The 22,748-nt window shown below is 72.9% G+C and carries 22 protein-coding genes and 2 pseudogenes; 13 read left to right on the top strand and 11 right to left on the bottom strand.

Annotation, left to right across the window (positions count from 1 at the left end; genetic code table 11):
• The first annotated feature begins 19 nt into the window (after nt 1-19).
• The 4 genes from CWIS_RS13515 to CWIS_RS13500 are packed head-to-tail and all read left to right on the top strand — an operon-like array spanning nt 20 to nt 1,833.
• Nucleotides 20-727: a M15 family metallopeptidase gene (locus CWIS_RS13515; protein ID WP_048343838.1), complete on the top strand. Its 708-nt coding sequence runs from the start codon at nt 20-22 to the stop codon at nt 725-727.
• Nucleotides 728-732: 5 nt separating this feature from the next.
• Nucleotides 733-1,023 (top strand): hypothetical protein, encoded by a 291-nt coding sequence (locus CWIS_RS13510; protein ID WP_048343837.1) that lies wholly within the window; start codon nt 733-735, stop codon nt 1,021-1,023.
• Between the two features lie 7 nt (nt 1,024-1,030).
• Nucleotides 1,031-1,324: a hypothetical protein gene (locus CWIS_RS13505; RefSeq protein ID WP_048343836.1), complete on the top strand. Its 294-nt coding sequence runs from the start codon at nt 1,031-1,033 to the stop codon at nt 1,322-1,324.
• A complete protein-coding gene (locus tag CWIS_RS13500; protein ID WP_048343835.1) occupies nt 1,321-1,833 on the top strand; it encodes a hypothetical protein in 513 nt (170 codons plus the stop codon). The genes CWIS_RS13505 and CWIS_RS13500 overlap by 4 nt, the downstream gene beginning before the upstream one ends.
• A 71-nt stretch (nt 1,834-1,904) precedes the next feature.
• Here the strand turns inward: CWIS_RS13500 and CWIS_RS13495 are convergent, their stop codons facing one another.
• The 3 genes and pseudogenes from CWIS_RS13495 to CWIS_RS13485 all read right to left on the bottom strand — a co-directional run.
• Complete coding sequence (locus tag CWIS_RS13495) at nt 1,905-2,492, bottom strand: hypothetical protein (protein ID WP_048343834.1); 588 nt, start codon at nt 2,490-2,492, stop codon at nt 1,905-1,907.
• Between the two features lie 37 nt (nt 2,493-2,529).
• Nucleotides 2,530-2,826, bottom strand: a complete 297-nt coding sequence (locus CWIS_RS13490) for a hypothetical protein (protein WP_048343833.1) — start codon at nt 2,824-2,826, stop codon at nt 2,530-2,532.
• 138 nt (nt 2,827-2,964) lie between these two features.
• Nucleotides 2,965-3,423 (bottom strand): annotated as a pseudogene (locus CWIS_RS13485) (Flp pilus assembly complex ATPase component TadA); the annotation flags it as partial.
• A 211-nt stretch (nt 3,424-3,634) separates the two neighbouring features.
• Between CWIS_RS13485 and CWIS_RS13480 the strand changes: the two are divergent.
• A complete protein-coding gene (locus CWIS_RS13480; protein ID WP_048343832.1) occupies nt 3,635-4,570 on the top strand; it encodes an aldose 1-epimerase family protein in 936 nt (311 codons plus the stop codon).
• An 81-nt stretch (nt 4,571-4,651) separates the two neighbouring features.
• Here CWIS_RS13480 and CWIS_RS17760 read toward each other — a convergent pair whose 3' ends face one another.
• The 3 genes from CWIS_RS17760 to CWIS_RS13465 all read right to left on the bottom strand — a co-directional run bounded on the left by CWIS_RS17760 (nt 4,652) and on the right by CWIS_RS13465 (nt 9,127).
• Nucleotides 4,652-6,304, bottom strand: coding sequence for a M15 family metallopeptidase (locus CWIS_RS17760; protein ID WP_053071740.1), 1,653 nt, complete (start codon nt 6,302-6,304; stop codon nt 4,652-4,654).
• 400 nt (nt 6,305-6,704) lie between these two features.
• Entirely contained in the window at nt 6,705-7,760 is a 1,056-nt protein-coding gene (locus CWIS_RS13470; RefSeq protein WP_048343831.1) for a hemolysin family protein, read from the bottom strand.
• Nucleotides 7,757-9,127 carry a hemolysin family protein gene (locus CWIS_RS13465; RefSeq protein WP_082156470.1) on the bottom strand — a complete coding sequence of 457 codons (1,371 nt, stop codon included), beginning with the start codon at nt 9,125-9,127 and terminating at the stop codon, nt 7,757-7,759. Before CWIS_RS13465 ends, CWIS_RS13470 begins: the two co-directional genes overlap by 4 nt.
• Before the next feature lie 355 nt (nt 9,128-9,482).
• On the opposite strand from CWIS_RS13465, the gene CWIS_RS13460 reads away from it, so the two are divergent.
• The 5 genes from CWIS_RS13460 to CWIS_RS13440 all read left to right on the top strand — a co-directional run bounded on the left by CWIS_RS13460 (nt 9,483) and on the right by CWIS_RS13440 (nt 17,326).
• On the top strand, nt 9,483-10,268 hold the full coding sequence (locus tag CWIS_RS13460) for a response regulator transcription factor (protein ID WP_048343830.1): 786 nt from the start codon (nt 9,483-9,485) through the stop codon (nt 10,266-10,268).
• A 5-nt stretch (nt 10,269-10,273) separates the two neighbouring features.
• Entirely contained in the window at nt 10,274-11,398 is a 1,125-nt protein-coding gene (locus CWIS_RS13455) for a cell wall metabolism sensor histidine kinase WalK (protein ID WP_048343829.1), read from the top strand.
• A gap of 18 nt (nt 11,399-11,416) precedes the next feature.
• Nucleotides 11,417-12,481: an ABC transporter ATP-binding protein gene (locus tag CWIS_RS13450; RefSeq protein WP_048343828.1), complete on the top strand. Its 1,065-nt coding sequence runs from the start codon at nt 11,417-11,419 to the stop codon at nt 12,479-12,481.
• On the top strand, nt 12,478-13,284 hold the full coding sequence (locus tag CWIS_RS13445; protein WP_229747460.1) for an ABC transporter permease: 807 nt from the start codon (nt 12,478-12,480) through the stop codon (nt 13,282-13,284). The genes CWIS_RS13450 and CWIS_RS13445 overlap by 4 nt, the downstream gene beginning before the upstream one ends.
• A gap of 268 nt (nt 13,285-13,552) precedes the next feature.
• Nucleotides 13,553-17,326: a multifunctional oxoglutarate decarboxylase/oxoglutarate dehydrogenase thiamine pyrophosphate-binding subunit/dihydrolipoyllysine-residue succinyltransferase subunit gene (locus CWIS_RS13440; RefSeq protein ID WP_048343827.1), complete on the top strand. Its 3,774-nt coding sequence runs from the start codon at nt 13,553-13,555 to the stop codon at nt 17,324-17,326.
• Nucleotides 17,327-17,464: 138 nt separating this feature from the next.
• On the opposite strand, the gene CWIS_RS13435 is transcribed toward CWIS_RS13440, so the two are convergent.
• Nucleotides 17,465-18,436 carry a GlxA family transcriptional regulator gene (locus CWIS_RS13435; protein ID WP_048343826.1) on the bottom strand — a complete coding sequence of 324 codons (972 nt, stop codon included), beginning with the start codon at nt 18,434-18,436 and terminating at the stop codon, nt 17,465-17,467.
• A 93-nt stretch (nt 18,437-18,529) separates the two neighbouring features.
• Between CWIS_RS13435 and CWIS_RS19005 the strand changes: the two genes are divergently transcribed.
• The gene (locus CWIS_RS19005; RefSeq protein WP_170210859.1) at nt 18,530-18,688 is read left to right on the top strand and encodes a hypothetical protein; all 159 of its coding nucleotides are present in this window, start codon (nt 18,530-18,532) and stop codon (nt 18,686-18,688) included.
• Between the two features lie 180 nt (nt 18,689-18,868).
• Nucleotides 18,869-19,462 (top strand): GDSL-type esterase/lipase family protein, encoded by a 594-nt coding sequence (locus CWIS_RS13430; RefSeq protein ID WP_082156469.1) that lies wholly within the window; start codon nt 18,869-18,871, stop codon nt 19,460-19,462.
• Between the two features lie 86 nt (nt 19,463-19,548).
• Here CWIS_RS13430 and CWIS_RS13425 read toward each other — a convergent pair whose 3' ends face one another.
• The 3 genes from CWIS_RS13425 to CWIS_RS13415 all read right to left on the bottom strand — a co-directional run bounded on the left by CWIS_RS13425 (nt 19,549) and on the right by CWIS_RS13415 (nt 21,686).
• Nucleotides 19,549-20,148 carry a PadR family transcriptional regulator gene (locus CWIS_RS13425; protein ID WP_048343824.1) on the bottom strand — a complete coding sequence of 200 codons (600 nt, stop codon included), beginning with the start codon at nt 20,146-20,148 and terminating at the stop codon, nt 19,549-19,551.
• Nucleotides 20,148-20,957, bottom strand: a complete 810-nt coding sequence (locus tag CWIS_RS13420; protein WP_048343923.1) for a DUF4097 family beta strand repeat-containing protein — start codon at nt 20,955-20,957, stop codon at nt 20,148-20,150. The genes CWIS_RS13425 and CWIS_RS13420 overlap by 1 nt, the downstream gene beginning before the upstream one ends.
• Before the next feature lie 96 nt (nt 20,958-21,053).
• Nucleotides 21,054-21,686, bottom strand: a complete 633-nt coding sequence (locus CWIS_RS13415; RefSeq protein WP_231583884.1) for a TetR/AcrR family transcriptional regulator — start codon at nt 21,684-21,686, stop codon at nt 21,054-21,056.
• Between the two features lie 44 nt (nt 21,687-21,730).
• Here CWIS_RS13415 and CWIS_RS13410 point away from each other — a divergent pair, with 44 nt between their 5' ends.
• Nucleotides 21,731-22,534, top strand: coding sequence for a DUF2306 domain-containing protein (locus CWIS_RS13410; RefSeq protein ID WP_048343822.1), 804 nt, complete (start codon nt 21,731-21,733; stop codon nt 22,532-22,534).
• 6 nt (nt 22,535-22,540) lie between these two features.
• Here the strand turns inward: CWIS_RS13410 and CWIS_RS19540 are convergent.
• A pseudogene (locus CWIS_RS19540) lies at nt 22,541-22,748 on the bottom strand (type IV pili twitching motility protein PilT); the annotation flags it as partial.

Genomic DNA, 22,748 nt, shown 5'->3' with positions numbered 1-22,748 from the left:
TCATGTCAGGAGGCACCACGTGGCAACCCTGAACGGCTGGCCCGAAGCCAGCCAAGTCGCGGTCGTCCGGATCGTCGCCGGCGGTGACCGCGACGGCGCGACGGTCCTCGCCGGCGACGTCGCGGCCGCGTTCGTGTGGCTGCTCGAGCAGTTCCATGCCCGGGTCGAGCCGATCACCGAGGTCAACGGCTGGCGCTCGGCCGCGTTCAACAAGCAGATCGGCGGCGCGGCCAGGTCGAACCACATCAGCGGGACCGCGGTCGACGTCAACGGCGCGCGGCACCCGTTCGAGCGCCACCACCCCGGCAAGCGCTACTCGTCGGGGTTCACGGACGCCCAGGCGCGCACGGTGCGGGCGATCCTGCGCGAGGCCGGCGGCCTGTTCCGCTGGGGCCTCGACTTCCCCGTGGGCAAGCGCGATGCGATGCACTTCGAGCTCGCCAGCGGGACCACCACGCACGACGTCGCGGCGTTCGTCGCACGTATCACCCCTCCGCCGGCACCTACGCCGGCGGTCATCACCCCGAAGGGACCCGACATGGTCATCATCCGAAACGGATCGCGTGTGCGTGTGGTCGCCGGCGACATGGTCTCGGGCCTGAGCTCCTCGCAGAAGGAGGCCGAGGCCGACGTCGAGCGTGCGATCAAGGCGGGCATCCCGGTCTGGGACGTGTCCGCGGGGACCTTCGACGCACTGCGCGCGAGCTTCGTCCCCGAGAAGAAGTAGCGCGGGTGTCCGTGACGCTCGCCGCGGTGCTCATCACCGCGGCCGTCTCGATCGGCGGGTCCTGGCTCGTCGCTCGCACCACCGGCCGCTCTGCCGCCGCGGCCGTGGAGGTCGCCGCCCGGGCATCTGACCGCGCCCGCATGCAGGAGCTCGAACGTCAGGTCACCGAGCTGTGGGCCTTGCGCCGGCAGGACGCCGTCACGATCCGCCGCCTCGGGGACTTCATCGATGTGCTCGAGGCGCACATCTGGCAGCGCAAGCCGCCGCCACCTCCCGCCCGTCCCACCGACATCTAGGAGCCCCATGAGCACGCACCGGCGCAAGCCGCTCGACGTCGATGCCCGCCAGGTCGCCGCCGACACCGCCGCCGAGACCGCCACGTGGTGCGGCGGTCGGCTGTACGTCGTGACCGACACCGCCGAGACCCCGCCCGCGGTGTCGGTGTGGATCGAGATCCCCACGCTCGGCGGTGCGCAGCTCGAGAACGCGTACCTCGGCCAGTGGATCATCCGCGCCGGGGACGACGTCGTCGTGCGCAGCGCGGCCGCGTTCGCGGCCGAGTACGAGCCCATCGACGACGAGGAGCCCACAGCATGACCACGACCACCGACGAGCGCACCGCGCTGTCCGACCGCGCCGTCGCGACCCTGCGCACCGCCGTCCCCACCCTGTGGGGCCTGATCGTGACCACGCTGCTCGGCACGCTCGCGGGCCGCCTGCCCGACGAGCTGTACGCGATCGTCGAGCGGGTGCTCGGCTCGGACGGCCTGCTGCTGCTCGTCGTCACGCTCGTCGTCACGGCCTGGTACTGGCTGTGGCGGCGCGTCGAGGACCACATCCCGCTGTGGCTCGTGCGTCTCGCGCTCGGCTCCGCGCGGACGCCGTCGTATGCGCCGGTCACGGTCAGCGGCGCAGCGGTGATCACGTCGGTCGACGCGCCCGCGGGGTATGAGACCGCCGAGGTCAGCGACGCAAAGACCGAGGTAGCCGACCTGCTCGGACAGGACTTCGGCGGCTGCGACGAGCCACCGACGCTCGGCACGCTCGCCGCCGCCGACCGCATCATCGAGCGACTGATCGAAACGGGCTGGCGGCCGACGGGCTGACCCCCCCTCCGCGCACGAGAGCGCCCCACCTGGCTTCGGCCGGGTGGGGCGCTGTCTCTCGTCCGCGATGTCTAGGCTGCGAGCAGACCGTCGAGCCGATCGATGGTCACTCTCCGCTGCACCTGCAGAGCGCTCTCGACCGCGCTCTCTGCGCGCCGCTCGGCTCGAGTCAGCGGCGCCTCCTGATCAGCGAGCTGGAACTTGAGGTAGAGCCAGGCCGGCCAAAGCGCGAGCCAGAACTTGGATCCCATCAGGCTCGCGCGCAGAGCCTCGCGCACGACGCGTCGCTCCAGATTGTCGATCTCTCGGGCGTGCCGACACGCCGGCGAAGTCAGCATCTCTCGACGGACTTCAGCGGACCTCGGCGGCCCCGACTTCCGGCGCTGGCGCACGATGAGTGGAGCGCACAGCAAGAAGCTGAAGCCCGGCGCGCCCGACCGGATGAGGGTCGCTGAGAGTAGATCGACGCGCGTGACGACCTCGTCCTCGAGGTCGTGCAGCCCTCGATCGCGCAACTCCTCAGCCTCGTCACGCGCCTGGCTCATCCTGATGATGAACCGGTCGTGTGCGATCCCGGGAACTGCGGCAAACGCGTAGTACAGAGCGATCGCCGTCAAGGCAACAACGACGAACAGCAGGGTGATCTGGTCTGCATTCATCGAGCCACTCCCTCCCCATGCACGAACCTAGCCCGGTTCAACGCCTTGCACCCTTCCGACGGGTCTTGCGCCTCGACTCGAGCGCACTGATCCGCTCACGCAACTGCTTGTTCGCCCGGCGGTAGCCGAAGATGCCAGCGACGCCAGCGATGTTCAGCCCCATGCTCACCTGAGTCGTCACGTCGATATCGACGTCAGTTTCCTTGCCCGCGATGTGGGCGACCAGCGGGTCAAGGGCGAGAACCACGCCGACGATGATCACGCCGATGACGATGAGACTGGCGAGACGGAATGCCTGCCAGGTCACCATGATCCACTTGTCGTCCCGCGTCATCCTGTTTCCCCTGCTCGGATGGGCTTGAGACCGCATCGGCAGTCTTCATCGAGATCTTGAGGATGGCAGAGCCCGGACTTGCCGTGTCCCACTCCCCAGGGTGAACCTCGGCCGCGACGGACTCCCCTGTCGTCCGCCGCGCGTGACGTCGGGGATGACCGCGTGCAGGCGCTCGCCGCCGGGCAGGGTCGCGTCGACGAACGGGCTCGACAGGTCGAGGCGCCGCCCCGAGACCTTGAGCATCCGCTCGACGAGCTCGCGCACCTGCGGTGCGGTGAGGATCGTCGTGGTGAGCTCGGCCTCGCCGTGCCGCGCGACGAACACCTGCTGCGGGGTGTTGATCCAGATCTCCTCGACGTCCGGGTCGTCGAGGTAGACCTGCAGCGGCCCGAACCCCGCGACCGCGTCGAGTACCGCCTTGTGCGCGGCGCCCGGCTCGACGAGCGGCGGGACCGCGCCCAGCACCGAGCGCGCGTCGTAGTCGGCGATCACCTCGTCGACGAGCGCCGTGACACCCGGCCGGTCGCGCACCGGGTCGATGCCACGACGACGGATCAGCTCGCGCACCTCGTCCTCGAGGATCCCGACGCCGTCCATCTGTCCCCCTGCTCGTCGATGCCACCACCGGCCGCATGCCCGAGATGTCCGATCCGCTCAGGGCATGCGCACCCTACGGGACTCCCCGCAGGTGCCGCAGTCGTCTGTCCACAGTCCGGCTCGCACCACCCGGACGGGCAGCCCCGCGACGGCCCGCGCGTCGCGCCCGCAGCGACTCGAAAGCCCTGCTCGGAGGACTACGGTGGGGCCCGTGAACAGCCCTCTCGACGACGTCGTCCAGACCCCTGCCCCCTCGGGCACCCAGCACGTCCTGCGGCACGGCGAGCAGTACGCCGTCGTCGCCGCGGTGGGCGCGAGCCTGCGCGAGTACCGCGTCGGCGAGCGTGACGTGGTGCTCCCGTTCGCCGAGGACGAGATCGCCCCCGCGTTCTCGGGCGCCACGCTCGCGCCGTGGCCGAACCGCCTCGCCGACGGCCTGTACGGCTACGCCGGCGGCACGTACCAGGTGCCCATCACGGAGCCGGACCGGCTGACCGCGCTGCACGGCCTGGTCGCCACGACGCCGTTCGTCGTCGCGGGCGAGGCGGGCGCCGACACCGTCACCCTCACGACCACGATCGTCCCGACCCACGGCTACCCGTGGCCCGTGCGCCTGGACGTCACGTACGCGCTCGGCGACGGCGGCCTCGAGGTGACCACCCGCGCCACGAACCTCGGCACGACGAGCGCGCCGTACGGGCTCGGTTTCCACCCCTGGCTCTCGCCCGGCGACGCCTCGCTCGACGAGTGCGCGCTGCAGCTCGGCGCGAGCCTGCACGTCACGGTCGACGAGCGCCTGCTGCCCACGGGCGACGAGGACGTCGAGGGACGGTACGACCTGCTCGAGCCCCGCGTGCTGCGCGGCATCGCGCTCGACGACGCCTGGCTCGCACCGGTGCGCGACGACGCCGGGCTGACCTGGGCGCGGCTCACCACGCCCGACGGCCGCACGACCGCCATGTGGGCCGACGCGGCGTTCGAGGCCTGGCAGGTCTGCACGGGCGACTACGTCCCGGCGATCGCGCGCCGGGGTGTGGCGGTCGAGCCCATGACCTGCGTCGCCGACGCGTTCCGCACCGGCGACCTGCTCGTCGAGCTCGCGCCGGGCGCAGCGCACGAGGCCCGCTGGGGCCTGCGCCTCGAGTGAGCCGATCACCGTCCTGACGACGATGCCCTCGCCCACGCTCCAGGCGTGGACGAGGGCATCGTCGTGTGTCGGGGTGGGGCGTCAGCCGTAGTACTCGCCGTCGGCCATGACGCCCTTGGTGTACTCCCAGTGCCAGCGCTCGTACGGACCCGAGCCACCGGGGCGGGCCCACTCGGGGTTCTCGAACCCGTACGTGCCGGCGTTCTCGTTGAGCCACGTCCAGCGCGCGCCGCTCGTCATGGCGCTGCAGAAGTCGACCGCCAGGCCCCAGCCGTGGTTGCTCTTGCCGGGAGGTGCCGCGAGCCCGCCCTTGCGCGCCTTGACGCTGTACTGCTCCTGCAGCGTCCGGTAGCCCGACGCGAGGCACATGTCGGCGCCGAACCGCGCGACGTACACCGCGTTGAGCTCGGCCAGCGCGGAGGCGGCGTCCGCGCGCATCTGCGTGTGACCGTCCCACAGCGCGCACAGGTCGCCTCGCGCGAGGCGGCCGTTCTCACCGGCAGGTCGCGCCGAGGGGTCGCACCCAGGGATCGGCTGCCGGGACGCGTCGCGGCTGGCCAGCTCGGCCCCGCGGGCGTCGAGGATCGCCGAGTCGACCGTGGTGAGCGAGGCGGGCGGCGAGACGGACAACGGCATGGCCGTGAGCGCCGAGACGGTCGTCGGCAGAGTGCCGTGGTCGCTGGGCAGGCCGGACAGCACGTCGGTGCTGCCGAGCGAGCCGCGGCCGAGAGGGACGGCGACGGTCACCGCGGCGAGCGCGCCGACGACACCGAACCGCACCGCCTTGCGCCCGGCCCTGGCGAGCGTGCGGGCCTGCGCCCGGACGACGTGATTGGACTCGCTGCGCTGCTCGTCGCCCCCACGGGCCACGACCCGGGGTGCGGTCGCCGCGCGCGGGGCGGCGTCGGCGACGACCGGCGCGGCCTCGCTCGCGGTGACGGCGACCGGGGCCGGGGTCTGCTCACGCACGGGCGCGGGGGTCGACGCGGCGACCGGCTCCTCGGCTGCGATCGACGCCTCGGGTGCGACCGGCTCGTCGAGCGCGACGAACGCGTCGAGCACGACCGTCTCGTCGGACAGCAGGGTGGTCGCACGCGGTGCGGGCCGGCGCGACGATGTCGCCGGCCACTGCGGGGTGGCGGGAGCGGCGAGCGCTGCGGGCGAGGCGATCGCCGTCGTGGGCGCGACGCGTGAGGCGGGCTCGGGCGACGCCGGCGCCACGAACACGGCCGGGGCGACGGGGACCTCGGGTGCGACGAAGATCTCGGGCGATGCCGGAGGCTCGAGGGACGCTCCGCTCGGGTGCGCCGCACCCGTGGCCGCCGCACCGCGCGTCACGGGCGGCTGCGAGACCGACCGACGCTCGGTGGGGACCCAGCTCGGGGTGTGCTGCGCGGCAGCGGCGGGAGCAGCGGCGCGCGGCGCGGGGCTCGCTGCCGGGGCCGTGGGAGCCGCCACGGGCCGACGCGCCGCGGACTCCTGGCCGTCGGGCCCGCGCGACAGGCTGCGGGAAGGAACGCCCGGGAGCGTCCCGTACCCGGCGCCGGGAGCGTGCCCCGCGCCGGAGAGCTGGCCACCGCCCGGGGTGTGCCCGGCGCCCGGGGACGCCACAGGACGCGGGTCCCACGCGGCGTGCGCCACGTGCGTGGACCGGCTCTGGCCGGTGCGCTCCGGGGCCACGTGCGAGACCGACCGCTCGGCACGCTCCGCGGCGGCGCGCTCTGCCTCACGCATCTGGCGGCGGGTCAACGGGGCCGACGCCTGGTCACGATCGACCACAGCACCTCCCGAGACCGGGCGCCCGCGTGGGGCACGGATGACGAACCTGAACATGGAGCACGCCGGCCCGCGGGACTGCCCCGGCCCCGCACCATCGCCGGCGATCACGAAACCATAACGGCTCACCCGCCCGCGTCCAACCCCCTGGACGGCCGTCCAGTCGAACGGAGGAACGCGCTCCCACACCTCCCACGCCGACACGCCGAACGACACGCCGGTTGACCCGGTGATCAGCGCGGTCCGACCCGGACCAGAGCGACACAGATCCGGACAGACCCCCCGGCGCGTCGCACCCCTCACGACGATTGTGAAGGTTTCGTGCACCGCGCCGGGGGCCCGTGGAGCAGGGCCGGGCTCAGCCGACGGGCCGCTCCGGAAGAGCGCCACGCTGCATCGCGTCGCTGACCTCGCCGACCAGCTCCTCGAGGATGTCCTCGAGGAACACGACGCCGACCGCACCTGCCTCGCCGTCGACGCGCGCCAGGTGCGTACCGGTGCGCTGCATCGCGGCCAGGGTGGCCTCGATCTCGTCGTCCGGCCCGACGACCGCGAGCGCGCGCACGCGCCAGCGCGGGACGGGCGCGTCGCGGTCCTGCTCCTCGGCGTACAGGACGTCCTTGAGGTGCAGGTAGCCGACGAGCTCGCCGTCGTCGCGGACCGGGAACCGGGAGAACCCGGTCTGCGCCACGAGCTCCTCCACCTGTGCGGGCGTCGTCGTCGGATCCACCGCGACGAGCGCATCGGCCGTCACCATGACCTGCCGCGCCGTCCGGTCCGAGAACTCGATCGCCCCCGCGAGCAGCCCCTGCTCGTCCTCGAGGAGCCCCTCCGCCTGCGAGCGCTCGACGATCGACTGGACCTCCTGCGCGGTGAACGCCGACGACACCTCGTCCTTGGGCTCCACGCCGAACAGCCGCAGCACGTGGTTCGCGAGCCAGTTGAGCGCGACGATCAGCGGACGCACGAGACGCGCGACGACGACGAGCGCAGGCCCGAACCACATCACGGCGCGGTCCGGCCCGGACACCGCGAGGTTCTTCGGCACCATCTCGCCGAGCACCACGTGCAGGTACACGACGATCAGGAGCGCCACGACGAACGCGATCGGGTGCGTCCACGAGTCGGGGACACCCGCGGCGTGCAGCGGGTCCTCGATGAGGTGCGCGATCGCGGGCTCGGCGACGACACCCAGGCTCGTGGAGCACACGGTGATCCCGAGCTGCGCGCACGCGAGCATGAGCGAGACGTGCTCCATCGCCCACAGCACGGTCCGGGCGCGGCGGTCACCCGCGGCGGCCTTGGGCTCGATGGACGAGCGGCGCGCCGAGATGATCGCGAACTCCGCACCGACGAAGAAGGCGTTGGCCGCGAGCAGCGCGGCGGCGATCGCGAGCGCGAGCGTGCCGTTCATCGTGCGCTCCTCGTGCGGCGTGCACCGGGTCCGTCGTCGCCGTCCGGGCCGTCGTCGTCGGTCTCGTCGTCGGTCGCGGGCCACACGTGCACGCGCTCGACCCGGCGGCCGGCCATGCGCTCGACCTCGATGTGCACGCCGTCGATCTCCACGGCGTCACCGACGTCGGGGACCCGCCCGAGCTGCGCCATGACGAGGCCGCCGAGCGTCTCGTAGGGGCCGTCGTCGGGGACGACGAGCCCGGTGCGCTCGCGCAGCTCGTCGGGCCGCGTGACACCCGGCAGGTGCCAGGTGCCGTCCGCGGCGCGCGCGACGCCCGCCCGCGCACGGTCGTGCTCGTCGGCCACCTCCCCGACCAGCTCCTCGACGACGTCCTCGAGCGTGACCACGCCCGAGGTGCCGCCGTACTCGTCGACGACGACCGCCATCTGCATGCCGTGCCCGCGCAGCTCCACAAGCAGCGGACCCAGGTGCACGGTCTCGGGGACGCGCGGCGCGACGTCCATGAGCGTCGTCGCGAGCACCTGGTCGCGCGTGGCGAACGGGACCGCGACCACGCGGCGCAGGTGCACCAGGCCGACGATGTCGTCGCTGCCGTCACCGAGGACCGGGAACCGGGAGTGGCCGGTGCGGCGGGCGAGGGCGACGACGTCCGCGGCGCTCTGGTCTCGGCGCACCGCGACCATCCGCTGCCGGTCGGTCATGACGTCCACGGCGGTGAGCGTCTCGAACTCGAGCGAGTTGGTGAGCAGGGTCGCGGTCGACTCGTCGAGCGTGCCGACCTCTGCCGAGCGGCGCACGAGCGCGGCGAGCTCCTGCGGCGACCGGCCGCCGGACAGCTCCTCACGGGGCTCGACGCCCATGCGCCGCAGCAGCCAGTTCGCACTGCCGTTGAAGAAGGCGATGACGGGCCGCAGCGCACGCGTGAACCCGCGCTGCAGCGGCGCGACGACGCGTGCGGTCGCGTACGGGTTGGCGATCGCGAAGTTCTTGGGGATGAGCTCGCCGACGAGCATCGAGAAGCCGTTGACGAACACGATGGCCAGCACGATCGCCACGGTCGTGGCGGCCGTCGCGCTGAGCGCGCCCGAGCCGAGCCAGCCCGCGAACAGCTTCTGCACCGCGGGCTGCGTGGTGTAGCCGAGCAGGACGGTGGTCGCGGTGATGCCGACCTGCGCGCCCGACAGCTCGGTCGACAGGCCGCGCAGCGCCTTGAGGACGGACTGTCCCCGCCGGTCGTCGGGGCGGGTCTGCTTCTCCACGACACCGGGGTCCATCGTCACGAGGGAGAACTCCCCCGCGACGAACACCGCAGTCCCGAGGGTGAGCACCACGCCGAGGACGACGAGCAGCCACTCAGTCAGCACGTGCGCCCCGCGCGGCGTCGCCGCGGCTCAGCGCACCGGTCTGCCGCTCGCGGCGCACCGCGGCCGGGCACAGAGGTGCCTGACGCTCGGGTGCGTGATGCTCGCGAGCGTGAGGCGCGGGTGCGCAGCGGGGAGGGGGCGAGCCGCTCGTGGGCGACGCGGGTTCTCAGGTGGGGGCCGGCTTCGTCGGACCCTGCCGCCGCTTCGTCGACCGTGCAGACGGTCGGAGCGGTGGGGGTGGGACGCCGGCAGCTACTTGAGCTGCTCATAGTGGCGCCATCATACGGGCGCCTCCCCCAGCGCGTCATGCCGCGCGTAGAGGGCTGTGGACGACGTGCTGTGCCAGTCTGGGGGCATGACCACGGTGGGAGGAGCCGCGGGCGGCGTCGGCGGTGCCGCCCGGCCTGCGGGAGCGACGAAGGTGCTGGTCGTCGAGGACGAGCCCGCGATCGCGCAGGCGATCGCGCGACGGCTGTCCGCCGAGGGCTGGACCGTCGAGGCGGTCGGCGACGGTCTCGCGGGCGTCGAGGCGGCGGCTCGCCTCGCCCCCGACGTCGTCGTGCTCGACGTCATGCTCCCCGGCATCGACGGCCTCGAGGTGTGCCGACGCATCCAGGCGGCGCGGCCGGTCCCGGTCCTCATGCTGACGGCCCGCGACGACGAGACGGACATGCTGATCGGGCTCGGCGTGGGCGCCGACGACTACATGACCAAGCCGTTCTCGATGCGTGAGCTCGTCGCGCGGACCAAGGCGCTGCTGCGACGCACCGAGCGCGCGGCACGCGCCGTGGAGCTGCAGGCGGCCGAGGCGCCCGACCCGCCGCTCGCGATCGGCGACGTGACGATCGACAAGGCGCAGCGCCGGGTCGTGCGGCACGGCGAGCAGGTCCACCTGACCCCCACCGAGTTCGACCTGCTCGTCGCGCTCGCCGCCTCGCCGCGCACCGTCCTGACGCGTGAGCGGCTGCTCGCCGAGGTCTGGGACTGGGTCGACGCGAGCGGCACGCGCACGGTCGACTCGCACGTCAAGGCCCTGCGCCGCAAGCTCGGCGCCGACCTCATCCGTACCGTCCACGGCGTCGGGTACGCGTTCGAGCCCGTCACCGACGACGCCGCGTCCGGCGAGGGCGCCGGCACCTGACGCGCATGAGCAGCCCTCGCCAGGAGGCCAGGCAGAGCCCTCGCCACGGGCGTGGTGCCCCGAACCGTGCGCGCCTGCCCGACGTGCGACCGCTCGACCGGTTCCGGTCGATCAAGATGAAGCTGGGCGTCCTCGTCGCCGCCACGGTGACGATGGCCTCGTTCATCACGTGGATCGGGTTGTCGTACGAGTTCGGCCCGTCGCGCACGTTCCCGCTCGCGATCGCGATCTCCCTGGTGCTCACACAGCTGCTCGCGCGCGGCATGACCTCGCCGCTGCGGGACATGACCCAGGCCGCGCGCCGGATGGCAGCCGGCGACTACTCGCAGCGCGTGCGCGCGACGAGCGCCGACGAGGTCGGCCAGCTCGCCGAGGCGTTCAACACCATGTCCGACGACCTGCAGCAGGCCGACGCCTTCCGCCGCGAGCTCGTCGCGAACGTGTCGCACGAGCTGCGCACGCCCGTGACCGCGCTGCAGGCGCAGCTCGAGAACATCGTCGACGGCGTCTCGCCCGCGGACCCCGCGACCATGGAGGCCGCGCTCGCGCAGACCGAGCGGCTCGGGCGCCTCGTGACCTACCTGCTCGACCTGTCCCGCCTCGAGGCCGGTGACGTGCCGCTGCAGCTCACCGAGCTGCGCCTCGTCGAGTTCCTGCAGGAGGCCGCGCACGGTGCCGCGCTCGTCGGGGCGTCGAAGAACCTGCGCTTCCCGGTGGACGTGGAGCCCGAGGACCTGACGGTCCGCGCCGACCCCGAGCGTCTGCACCAGGTCATCGCCAACCTGCTGCACAACGCGGTCCGCCACTCGCCGCCCGACGAGGAGGTGCGCCTCGTGGCGCGGCTGGCCGGCGGGAACGTGCGGATCGACGTGGTGGACCACGGGCCGGGCATCTCGCGCGACCAGCGTGCGCACGTGTTCGAGCGGTTCGTGCGGGGCAACTCCCCCGCTGCGACCGGCCAGGTCTCCACGGGCGGCACGGGTCTGGGCCTGGCGATCGTGCGCTGGGCCGTCGAGCTGCACGGCGGGACGATCGAGGTCGCCGACGTGCCCGAGGGCTGCACCATGCGGGTGACGCTGCCGGGTGCGGTGCGCCCCGTCACCGGTGGCCACTTGTTCTATCGCAACTAGAACAGTAGGGTGCCGCACATGAGCCAGGCACCCCCCACCACGCACGATCGGCCGCCCGCGGGCGGCCGGGCCGGCGCGACGGACGGAGTCGTCCGCGTCGAGCACCTGACCAAGACCTTCGGCGCCGGAGCGGGCGCCGTGCACGCGGTCGAGGACCTCTCGTTCGAGGTCCGTCCCGGCCGCGTGACCGGCTTCCTCGGGCCGAACGGCGCCGGGAAGACCACGACGCTGCGGATGCTGCTCGGGCTCGTCGCGCCCACGAGCGGCACGGCGACGGTCGGCGGGCTGCGGTACGACCAGCTCGAGCGGCCCGCGCACGTCGTCGGCGCGGCGCTCGAGGCCGCGAGCTTCCACCCCGGCCGCACGGCGCGCGACCACCTGCGCGTGTACGCGCCGCAGGTCGGGGTGCCGGACTCGCGCGCCGACGAGGTGCTCGCGCTCGTCGGCCTGTCCGAGGTCGCCAAGCGGCGCGTGGGCGGCTTCTCGCTCGGCATGCGCCAGCGCCTCGCGCTCGCGACGACGCTGCTCGGCGACCCGCCCGTGCTGCTGCTCGACGAGCCCGCGAACGGGCTCGACCCCGAGGGCATCGCCTGGCTGCGCGGATTCCTGCGTGCGCTCGCCCGCGAGGGTCGCACCGTGCTCGTCTCGAGCCACGTGCTGTCCGAGGTCGAGCAGACGGTCGACGACGTGGTGATCATCGCCCGTGGCCGGCTCGTGCACGCCTCGTCCCTGCCGGACCTCGCCCGCCTCGCGCGGTCACGCGTCAGCGTGGTCTCGCCCGACGGCACCGCGCTCGACGCGCTCGTCGCGGCCCAGGGCTGGACGGTCGGCTCGACGAGCCGCGACGGCGACGCCACCGCGTACGAGCTGCTCGACGTCGCCGCGCCGCAGGTCGGTGCCGCGGCGTTCGCCGGGCGCGTCGAGCTGCACCGCCTGACCGGGCACGACGTCGGGCTCGAGGACCTGTTCCTGCAGCTCACGGCTGCTCCGGGCGACGCCTCGCCCGCCCAGGACGCTCCCCCCGCCGGCGCCTCGTACGGCGACGCACCGACGACCCACGCCCCTCAGGGAGGTGAGCGATGATGCGCGCCGCGCTCGTCGCCGAGTACCGCAAGCTCGTCACGACCCGCCTGTGGTGGATCCTGCTCGCCGTCATGGCCGCGTACATGGCACTCATCGCCGCGGGACTGGGCTGGAGCCTGTCGCAGGACACGACGACGACGGGCACCGGGGACGAGGTCGTGCTGACGCCCGACGCCGTCGTGCGCTCGGTCTACACGGTCGCGGTCTCGCTGGGCTACGTCTTCCCGCTGCTGGTGGGGGCGCTCGCGTTCTCGGCGGAGTTCCGGCACAAGACGATCACGCCCACCCTGCTCGCCGAGCCGAGCCGCACGCGCGTCCTGCTCGCCAAGCTCGGCGCGAACGGCGTCGTCGGCCTGCTCTTCGGCGCGGTCGGCACGGCCGCCGCGGTCCTGGTCGGGGCCGGCGTGCTCGCGGCGATCGGCGAGGAGACGTTCCTCGACTCGGCCTCGACGTGGCGCTCGATCGGCCTGTCGGTGCTCGCGCTCGCGCTGTGGGCGCTGCTCGGCACCGCGCTCGGCTCAGTGCTCACGAACCAGGTCGCCGTGATCGTCGTCGTGCTCGCCTTCACGCAGTTCGTGGAGCCCATCGCGCGCGTCGTGCTCGGCCTGACGTCGTGGGGCTCGCGCGTCGCGGCGTTCCTGCCCGGTGCGGCGGGCGAGGCCGTCTCGGGCGGCAGCCTCTACAGCGCGACCGGCATGACCTCGCTGCTGTCGTGGTGGCAGGGCCTGCTGGTCCTGCTCGCCTACGTCGTCGTGCTGTCCGCGATCGGCCGGATCACGACGCTGCGTCGCGACATCACGTGAGTCGTCGAGGGGGTCGCCACCGGCGAGCAGACCAGCCGGTGGCACCCCCTTGCCCCGCCGACGGCAGGACCCTTGCCGGTCGTTGACCTGCACGTGTGCATCGCGTGCGGGTCCGGGTGACATAGGCCCGGAAACCGCTCGCCGAGGCGGGTCGAAGGTCCCGGACGACGTAGTGTTGTCATCGACAGAACCGGCGACGAAGCGGTCCTGCGGGACCGAAGCGGAAGTGGGCGATCCTCGCGTGTCCCAGAAGGCTGAGCCAGAATCGATGCGTGCCGTGTTCGGTGCGAACGAGTGGCTCGTGGACGAGCTGTACGAGCAGTACCTCAAGGACAAGAACGCGGTCGATCCCGCGTGGTGGGACTTCTTCGAGGGCTACCGACCGCAGGAGCAGTCGCCGCCGGACGGTGTGAGCACGGCCGCGTCGGCCGGGTCCGCGGCGCCGACCGACGGCGCCTTCCAGCCCGCGTCGTCGGGCTTGGCAGCTCCCACGCCGCCCGCGGCCGTCGTGCCCGCCCCCGCCGTCCCGGCACCGGTCGCGCAGCCGACCTCGCCGGAGCCCACGCCCACCGCGACCTCGCCGGTCGCCACCGCGCAGCCGGCCACCGCCCCGTACGCGGAGTTCGCCGAGGCCGCGCAGCGCGCGAGCCGTCCCGACGAGCACGAGGCCACCGACGACGTGCAGCGCCTGCGCGGTCCCGCCGCGCGCGTCGTGACGAACATGGAGGCCTCGCTCGAGGTCCCGACCGCCACGTCGGTGCGTGCCGTGCCCGCCAAGCTCATGGTGGACAACCGGATCGTCGTCAACAACCACCTGCAGCGCGGGCGGGGCGGCAAGATCTCGTTCACGCACCTCATCGGCTTCGCGCTCGTCGAGGCGCTCGCGGACATGCCGGCGATGAACGCCGCCTACACGCTCGTCGACGGCAAGCCGGGCGTCACCCAGCCCGCGCACGTCAACCTGGGCCTCGCGATCGACCTCGCCAAGCCCGACGGCACGCGCCAGCTCCTCGTGCCGTCGATCAAGAAGGCCGAGACGCTCGACTTCGCGCAGTTCTGGAACGCGTACGAGGACGTCGTGCGCCGGGCGCGCGGCGGCAAGCTCACGGTCGAGGACTTCGCGGGCACGACGATCTCGCTGACCAACCCCGGCACGATCGGTACCGTTCACTCGGTGCCCCGCCTCATGCAGGGGCAGGGCACGATCGTCGGCGTCGGCGCGATGGAGTACCCGGCGGAGTTCCAGGGCACGTCCGACGACCGGCTCAACGAGCTCGGCGTCTCGCGGGTCCTGACGATCACGAGCACGTACGACCACCGCATCATCCAGGGCGCGCAGTCGGGCGACTTCCTGCGGATCCTGTCGAAGAAGCTCCTCGGCGAGGACGGCTTCTACGACCGCGTGTTCGCCTCGCTGCGCGTGCCGTACGAGCCCGTCCGCTGGGTCCGCGACACCTCGAGCGACCCGGACGCGGAGGCCATCAAGCCCGCGCGGATCGCCGAGCTCATCCACGCGTACCGCTCGCGCGGTCACCTCATGGCGGACACCGACCCGCTCGCCTACCGCCAGCGCAAGCACCCGGACCTGGACATCCAGAACCACGGCCTGACGCTGTGGGACCTGGACCGCGTCTTCCCGACCGGCGGGTTCACGGGCAAGCCGCGCGCGAGCCTGCGCAACGTGCTCGGCCTGCTGCGCGACTCGTACTGCCGGACCACGGGCGTCGAGTACATGCACCTGCAGGACCCGCGGCAGCGCCGCTGGCTCCAGGAGCGGCTCGAGTCCGGGTGGGCGCGCACGCCGCGTGAGGACCAGCTGCGGATCCTGCGCCGTCTCAACGCCGCCGAGGCGTTCGAGACGTTCCTGCAGACCAAGTACGTGGGCCAGAAGCGGTTCTCGCTCGAGGGCGGCGAGTCGGTCATCCCGCTGCTCGACGCGATCCTGTCGCGCGCGGCGGACGCCGGTCTCGACGAGGTCGGCATCGGCATGGCGCACCGCGGGCGGCTCAACGTGCTCGCGAACATCGCCGGCAAGTCGTACGCGCAGATCTTCTCCGAGTTCGAGGGCAACGCCGACCCGAAGTCCGTCCAGGGCTCGGGCGACGTGAAGTACCACCTCGGCACCGAGGGCCTGTTCACCGCCGAGTCGGGGGCGACGACGAAGGTCTACCTCGCCGCGAACCCGTCGCACCTCGAGGCCGTCGACCCGGTGCTCGAGGGCATCGTGCGCGCCAAGCAGGACCGCATCGACCTGGGTGGCGACGGCTTCTCGGTGCTCCCGGTGCTGATCCACGGCGACGCGGCGTTCGCGGGCCAGGGCGTGGTGTTCGAGACGCTCAACCTCGCGCAGCTGCGCGGGTACCGCACCGGCGGCACGATCCACGTGATCATCAACAACCAGGTCGGCTTCACCACGGGCCCCTCGTCGTCGCGGTCGTCGCAGTACGCGACCGACGTCGCCAAGGGCCTTCAGGTGCCGATCTTCCACGTGAACGGCGACGACCCCGAGGCCGTCGTGCGCGCCGCCGAGCTCGCGTTCGAGTACCGCGAGCAGTTCGACCGCGACGTCATCATCGACATGCTGTGCTACCGCCGCCGCGGGCACAACGAGGGCGACGACCCGTCGATGACGCAGCCGCTCATGTACAACCTCATCGAGGCCAAGCGCTCGGTGCGCAAGATCTACACCGAGACGCTCGTCTCGCGCGGCGACATCACGATCGACGAGGCCGAGCAGGCCCTGCGCGACTACCAGTCGCAGCTCGAGCGCGTGTTCAGCGAGACCCGGGAGGACGGCTGGACGCCGCCCGCGCCCGAGTCCGAGGCGGTCGCAGGCCTCGAGCGGCCCGAGTCGCAGCTCGAGGACGCCGGCGTCATGGTCGGCTGGCAGACCGCCGTCCCGGCCTCGCTGCTCGAGCGGATCGGGCGCGCGCACGTGCGTCCCCCGGAGGGCTTCACGGTCCACCCCAAGCTGCAGCAGCTCCTCGACAAGCGCGAGGCGATGTCCCGCGAGGGCGGGATCGACTGGGGCTTCGGCGAGATCCTCGCGTTCGGCTCGCTGCTCGCCGAGGGCACGCCCGTGCGCCTCGCCGGTCAGGACTCGCGCCGCGGCACGTTCGTGCAGCGGCACGCAGTGCTGCACGACCGCGAGACGGGCGCCGAGTGGACCCCGCTGCTGTACCTCTCGGGCGACCAGGCCAAGTTCTGGGTCTACGACTCCTCGCTCTCCGAGTACGCGTGCCTCGGCTTCGAGTACGGATACTCGGTCGAGCGTCCGGACGCCCTAGTGCTGTGGGAGGCGCAGTTCGGCGACTTCGTCAACGGCGCCCAGACCGTGATCGACGAGTTCATCTCGTCCGCGGAGCAGAAGTGGGCGCAGCGCTCGTCGGTGGTGCTGCTGCTCCCCCACGGGTACGAGGGCCAGGGGCCTGACCACTCGTCGGCGCGCATCGAGCGGTTCCTGCAGCTCGCCGCGCAGGACAACATGGTCATCGCGCAGCCGTCGACGCCGGCGTCGTACTTCCACCTGCTGCGTCGTCAGGCATACACGCGGCCGCGCAAGCCGCTGATCGTGTTCACGCCGAAGTCGATGCTCCGGCTGAAGTCCGCGTCGTCACCCGTCGAGGACTTCACCTCGGGCACGTGGGAGCCGGTGCTGCGCGACGAGCTCGCCGAGGCCAAGGCGGGTCAGGTCACGCGCGTCCTCCTGTGCTCGGGCAAGGTGTACTGGGACCTGCTCGCGCACCGCGTCAAGACCGGCGACGAGCAGACCGCGATCGTCCGCTTCGAGCAGCTCTACCCGCTCGACAGCGACTCGATCCGCGCTGCGCTCGCACCGTTCGACGGTGCCGAGCTGGTGTGGGTCCAGGACGAGCCCCGCAACCAGGGCCCGTGGTCGTACCTGTCGCTGCACCTGCCGCAGCTCGTCGGCCGCACGCTCGAGGTGGTCTCGCGCGCGGAGTCGGCCTCGCCGGCGACCGGCACGGCCAAGAAGCACCAGGCCCAGCAGGCCCAGCTGCTCGAGCAGGCCTTCGCCCGCTGAGCCGCCGCCGCACGACGCGCGAGCCCCGTCCCTGCCTGGCAGGGGCGGGGCTCGCGTCGTCGGGAGGCGGTCAGGAGGTGCCGGGGCTCCGCGCGAGCACGCAGGGCCTCCGCGACGTCGCCGCGTCCGGGCAGTGCGTCAGGCGACGTCCTCGCCGCGCACGGGGCCGGCGAACGTCCGGCGGTAGCTCTGCGGGCTCGTGCCGAGCGAGCGCGCGAAGTGGTGCCGCAGCACGGCCGAGGTGCCGAACCCCGCGCGCTGCGCGACCTCGTCGATCCCCACGTCGGTGCGCTCGAGCAGCTCCTGCGCACGCGCGAGACGCTGCCGCGTGAGCCATGCGGCGGGCGTCGTGCCCGTCTCGGCCCGGAACCGACGAGCGAAGGTGCGCTCCGACATCAGCGCGCGTGCGGCGAGCGTCGGGACCGAGTGCTCCTCGTCGAGGTGCTCGACGACCCAGGCCAGCAGGGGTGCGAGGGTGTCCGCGTCGCACGGCAGCGGCGTGTCGACGTACTGCGCCTGGCCGCCGTCGCGGTGCGGCGGGACCACCATCCGCCGCGCGATGGTGGCGGCTGCGGCTGCGCCGAGCTCGCGGCGCACCAGGTAGAGGCTCGCGTCGATCCCCGCCGCTGTGCCCGCGCTCGTGAGCACGCGGTCGTCGTCGACGTAGAGCACCGAAGGGTCGACGCGTGCGGCAGGGAACCGGCTCGCGAGCTCGGCCGCGTGCATCCAGTGGGTCGTGCAGGCGCGGTCGTCGAGCAGTCCGGCCTCGCCCAGCGCGAAGGCGCCGCTGCAGATGCTCAGGATCCACGCGCCGCGCGCGTGCGCCGCGCAGAGCGCGTCGAGCACCGGGTCCGGGACGCGCGCCGGGTCGGCGCCGTACGCCGGGACGACGACGAGGTCGGCGTCGAGCGTCGCGCTGAGGTCGTGCTCGACCGAGAGCCCGAACGCGCCGCCCTTGGTCGAGACCGGACCGGGCTCCTGCGCGCACACGCGGAAGTCGAAGACCGGTCCCCCGGTGTCGGACCGGTCGATGCCGAACACCTCGCACGCGACCCCGAGCTCGAAGGGCGCGACGTTCGGCAGCAGGACGACGGAGACGGTCTGCAGCATGCGGACATCGTGCCGCGGAGTTGGCGGTAAATCAACGGTCATCGGCGGATCTGCCACTGTCGGCGGGTTCTGCCCGGGCGCAGACTTTCTGCCATGACCTGGTTCCTCGCCCTGCTGGTGGTCCTCGCCGTCTGGTCGGCCGTCCACCTGTCGCTGCTCATCCACCGCGACGGTCTCGGCTCACGCCGCCCGCCGACCTCCCGGGCCGCCTGGTCCGACGCGACCCACAGCCTGCCCAGCCACCGGTTCTGACCGACCCGGTCTCCGCCCCGCTCACGGCACGCCGCTCCCGCGACACCACGCGCTCCCCCGCTCCGAACGCCCGCACGCTCGCCCAGGCCGTGCGCGACTCGCCCATCGGGCTCGTCGGCGCACGCGCCGGACGCTGGGAGGATGGTCGGCGGCAGGACGTCGGGCGCGGAGGGACGAACAGTGGGTGAGCTGCGGCTCGTGGTGATCGGCGACGAGCTCGTCGCCGGTGCGGGTGACCCGAAGGCTCTCGGATGGGTCGGCCGCGTCACGGCGCGCACCCAGGCTCCCGACGCGCTCACGGTGCTCACGCTCGCCGTCCCCGGCGAGTCGACGACCGCCCTCGGCCAGCGCTGGGAGGACGAGGTCGCCCGGCGGACGGCGCCGGACGTGGAGACCCGCCTCGTCATCGGGCTGGGACGGGCCGACGCGAGCGCGGGCCTCTCGCTCGCCCGCAGTCGGCTCAACCTCGCGAACATCCTCGACGTCGCCGAGCAGCGGCGCATGCCCGCGTTCGTCGTCGGACCACCGCCCGGCGCGGTCGAGGACGGCGACAAGCTCGCGGAGCTGTCGGTCGCCTTCGGTGACGTCGCCATGCGACGCCGCGTGCCGTACGTCGACACGTACTCGCCGCTCGCCGCGCACGAGCAGTGGCTCGCCGACCTCGCCTCAGGCGACGGGCTCCTGCCCGGCCAGGCCGGGTACGGGCTCATGGCCTGGCTCGTCCTGCACACGGGGTGGCACGCCTGGCTCGGCCTGCCCGACGACGCCGCCTGAGGTCAGCAGCGTCAACGACAGCAGGAGCAGCGGCACCCGCCACGGCACCAGCACCATGCCTCCTCCCTGCCACCGAGCGGTGGCGCTCAGCGCAGCGTGGAGCGCACCGCGGACAGCGCGGAGTCCAGCACCGTGCGCAACGTCTCGACCGTGAGCCGTTCGACCTGGCCCGCGGCGTCGGCGCGGCGCAGCTCGGCCCGCACGTCGTCGCGGAACCGCTGGACGAGCTGCTCCGCCTCGACCCGGTGCACGTGCGACGCGGCGTGCGCGTCGGTGTGCGACGGCGGGACGGCCTGCTCACGCGCGTGCTGCGCCGCGGCCGCGAGGTCGGCGCGCAGCCCGTGCATCGCACCGCGCACGTCCTCGCGCACCTGGGACGCGCGGTCGCGCACCGTCTCGGCGATGCCCTGCTCGAGGTCCGCGAGGTCGCCGCGGCGAGCCTGCAGCTCGGCGAAGCCGGCCTCCGTGAGCGCGTACGTGCTCTTGCGCTCCTCGTCGTACCGCGAGACCAGGCCTTCCTCCTCGAGCCGGGCCAGGCGGGGGTAGATCGTCCCGGCACTCGGCCGGTAGGTCCCGCCGAACCGGTCGGACAGCGCCGTGATGAGCTCGTACCCGTGCTTGGGGCCGGACTCGAGCAGCGCCAGCAGGTACAGGCGCAGCTGGCCGTGCGCGAACACGGGCGCCATCACCGCGCCACCTCGCCGCGCAGCACGGTGACGTGGCCGCTCACGGTGCTCGCCGAGACGTAGCACGCGCCGTCGCCCGTGGACAGGTCCACCCGACGCTGGCCCGGTGAGGACCCCTTGTGCTCCTCGCCGTCCACGACCAGGCGCCCCGAGACGGACTGCGCCTTGACATGCACGCCCTTGCCTGCGGGCAGGCGGACCGTGACGTCGCCCGCGACGGTCGTGGCCGTGACCGACGAGGTGCCCGTGGTGACGTCGAGCGAGAGCGCACCCGAGACCGTGTTGGCCTGCACGAGCGAGAGCTCGCCCGAGGCCGCGATCTCGCCGGACACCGAGTTGAGCTTGAGCGGGCCACCGTGGTCGCGCACGACGATCTCGCCCGAGACCGCGTTGGCGGACAGCCGGCCGCGCGTGCCGTCGGTGACGACCGAGCCGGACACGGTCGAGACCGACGAGTCCTCGACGACACCGACGAGCAGCCCGTCCGCGCTCACCGTGCCGAGCTTGACGGCGACCGAGCGCGGGATCGCGATGTGCACGTCCGCGCGGTCCTTGTCCCGGAAGTTGCGGAACTTCTCCAGGAAGCCGTCCCACCCGGTGAGCGTGAAGCTGTAGCCCACGCGCAGCTCGCCGCCCGCGAGGCCGATCTCGAGCGGGCGCCCCTCGACCGAGTGCACCTCGAGCCGCACGCCCGGGTCGTCGTGCGCGACGACGTCCACGCGCCCGCCGACGAGCTGCACGCGCAGCGAGTCGACGTGCTCGATCTCGATGATCTGCGGGCCGGCGACGACCCAGGACTCGGTGGCCATGATCACTCCCTGTCGCGATATATCTTGTCCTGGCTCACGCTATATCGCGTTCCGGGACAAGGTCAAGATATATCGCGTTGTGGGCGGGTTCGACGTCTATCCCGGGACGAGCATGAGGGCGAACGCCTCGCGGACCAGGGTCTCGTGCGGCGCACCCAGGCCGAGCTTCGACAAGCCCCCGCGCGCCTCGAGCACGGCGAGCCCGTGCAGCATCGCCCAGATCGTCCGCGCGAGGCTCGGCACGGGCTGGTCGTCGGGCAGCAGGCGGTCGCGCTGGGCCGCCGCGACGGCGGTGACGAGGGGCTCGAACGTGGGCGGGCCGGCGAGCGCCGGACGACCGGCCCGGTCGGCGAACATGATCTCGAAGAGCTCGGCGTGGTCGCGCGCGAAGTCCAGGTAGGCGACGCCGATCCGGTGCAGCCAAGCGCGCGGACCGTCGTCGACCGCGATCGCCGCCAGCAGCGCGGCGCCGAAGATCCCGTACCCCTCGTCGCCCAGCGCGTCCAGGAGCGCGTCGCGGTCCGCGAAGTGCCGGTAGGGCGCCGCGGTGCTGACCCCCACGCGCCGCGCGAGCTCGCTCAGCGAGAACCCCGCGGCCCCGCGCTCGACCAAGAGCTCGCGCCCGGCGGCCAGCAGCGCCGACCGCAGATCGCCGTGGTGGTAGCTGTCTCGGTGCGTGGCGGACATGTTGACGACATTAACATCGGGTCCTATGTTGACGCCGTTCACAATGTGACAGCCGTTCACATGCCACCCGGACGCCAGGGGTCCCGATGACCGAGCGACACCCGACCCACCCGAACCTCGCCGACCGGAGGGACGCCGACCCTCCGGCATCCGGGGCGCGTCGACGCCCGTCACGTGCCGCCTTCGTCGTCCTCGCGGTCGCCGCGCTCGCGATCGCGCTGATCTCGATCTCCACGTACGCCCAGGGCACCCTGCGCGAGCTCGCCGACGAGGACGCGGGTCTCGCCTCCGCGTACGCCGACGAACCGGCGCTGGTCCAGGGCGCGCTCTACGTGCACATCGCGGCGTCGGCGTTCGCGCTCGTGGCCGGGCTCCCCCAGCTCTCGGCGCGGCTGCGCCGGCGCGCGCCGCGCGGCCACCGCGTGCTCGGCCGCGCCTACCTCGGCGCGGTCGGCATCGGCGCGCTGGCCTCGCTCGTCATCCTGCCCGCCAACTCCGCGGGACTCGTCGGGGTCTTCGGGTTCGGTGCGCTCGCGTTCCTGTGGGTCGGGTCGGCCGCTCGGGCGCTGCTCGCGATCCGGCGCGGGGACGTCGCGCACCACGAGGCGTGGATGGTGCGCACCTACGCGCTGACGTTCGCGGCCGTCACGCTGCGCACGTGGACCGGTCTGCTCATCGCGGTCCAGCTGCCCGGCGCCGGGCCCGATCCCGACGCGGACGCACTGTTCGCGCAGGCGTACGCCGTCGTCCCGTTCCTGTGCTGGCTGCCGAACGTCGTGGTCGCCGAGTGGCTGATCCGACGGCGCGGCCTCCCTGCCTACCGGCTCACGACCGTCACGACGAGCGGGCAGGCGGCCCCGAGACCGGCGGTCCCGGCGGCAGCGCCCTGAGCCGGGTCAGGCGACGATGCCCGCGGCGCGCAGCTCGACGGTCAGGTCGTGCGGGTTCGACGACGCCGCGAGCGCCTCGTCGTACGTGATGGCGTCGTCGCGCACCAGTGTGAACAGGTGCTGGTCGAACGTCTGCATCTTGTAGTAGTCGCCCTCGCGGATCAGGTCGACCAGCGGCGGGTTGTTCTGCGGGTCGAGGATCGCCTCGGCCGTG

It is taken from the genome of Cellulomonas sp. A375-1 (assembly GCF_001040865.1).
Classification (GTDB): domain Bacteria; phylum Actinomycetota; class Actinomycetes; order Actinomycetales; family Cellulomonadaceae; genus Cellulomonas; species Cellulomonas gelida.
Note: the sequence above shows the minus strand (reverse complement) of the source record. Positions and strands in the feature narration are given on the sequence as shown.

Excerpts from the sequence above, each read along its gene's own strand:
- CWIS_RS13440 (WP_048343827.1), top strand. The coding sequence starts at position 13,553 with ATGCGTGCCGTGTTCGGTGCGAACGAGTGGCTCGTGGACGAGCTGTAC.
- CWIS_RS13470 (WP_048343831.1), bottom strand. The coding sequence starts at position 7,760 with ATGAACGGCACGCTCGCGCTCGCGATCGCCGCCGCGCTGCTCGCGGCC.
- CWIS_RS13410 (WP_048343822.1), top strand. The coding sequence starts at position 21,731 with ATGACCGAGCGACACCCGACCCACCCGAACCTCGCCGACCGGAGGGAC.
- CWIS_RS13435 (WP_048343826.1), bottom strand. The coding sequence starts at position 18,436 with ATGCTGCAGACCGTCTCCGTCGTCCTGCTGCCGAACGTCGCGCCCTTC.
- CWIS_RS13420 (WP_048343923.1), bottom strand. The coding sequence starts at position 20,957 with ATGGCCACCGAGTCCTGGGTCGTCGCCGGCCCGCAGATCATCGAGATC.
- CWIS_RS17760 (WP_053071740.1), bottom strand. The coding sequence starts at position 6,304 with ATGCGTGAGGCAGAGCGCGCCGCCGCGGAGCGTGCCGAGCGGTCGGTC.
- CWIS_RS13450 (WP_048343828.1), top strand. The coding sequence starts at position 11,417 with ATGAGCCAGGCACCCCCCACCACGCACGATCGGCCGCCCGCGGGCGGC.
- CWIS_RS13425 (WP_048343824.1), bottom strand. The coding sequence starts at position 20,148 with ATGGCGCCCGTGTTCGCGCACGGCCAGCTGCGCCTGTACCTGCTGGCG.
- CWIS_RS19005 (WP_170210859.1), top strand. The coding sequence starts at position 18,530 with ATGACCTGGTTCCTCGCCCTGCTGGTGGTCCTCGCCGTCTGGTCGGCC.
- CWIS_RS13455 (WP_048343829.1), top strand. The coding sequence starts at position 10,274 with ATGAGCAGCCCTCGCCAGGAGGCCAGGCAGAGCCCTCGCCACGGGCGT.
- CWIS_RS13495 (WP_048343834.1), bottom strand. The coding sequence starts at position 2,492 with ATGAATGCAGACCAGATCACCCTGCTGTTCGTCGTTGTTGCCTTGACG.
- CWIS_RS13500 (WP_048343835.1), top strand. The coding sequence starts at position 1,321 with ATGACCACGACCACCGACGAGCGCACCGCGCTGTCCGACCGCGCCGTC.
- CWIS_RS13490 (WP_048343833.1), bottom strand. The coding sequence starts at position 2,826 with ATGACGCGGGACGACAAGTGGATCATGGTGACCTGGCAGGCATTCCGT.
- CWIS_RS13445 (WP_229747460.1), top strand. The coding sequence starts at position 12,478 with ATGATGCGCGCCGCGCTCGTCGCCGAGTACCGCAAGCTCGTCACGACC.
- CWIS_RS13460 (WP_048343830.1), top strand. The coding sequence starts at position 9,483 with ATGACCACGGTGGGAGGAGCCGCGGGCGGCGTCGGCGGTGCCGCCCGG.
- CWIS_RS13505 (WP_048343836.1), top strand. The coding sequence starts at position 1,031 with ATGAGCACGCACCGGCGCAAGCCGCTCGACGTCGATGCCCGCCAGGTC.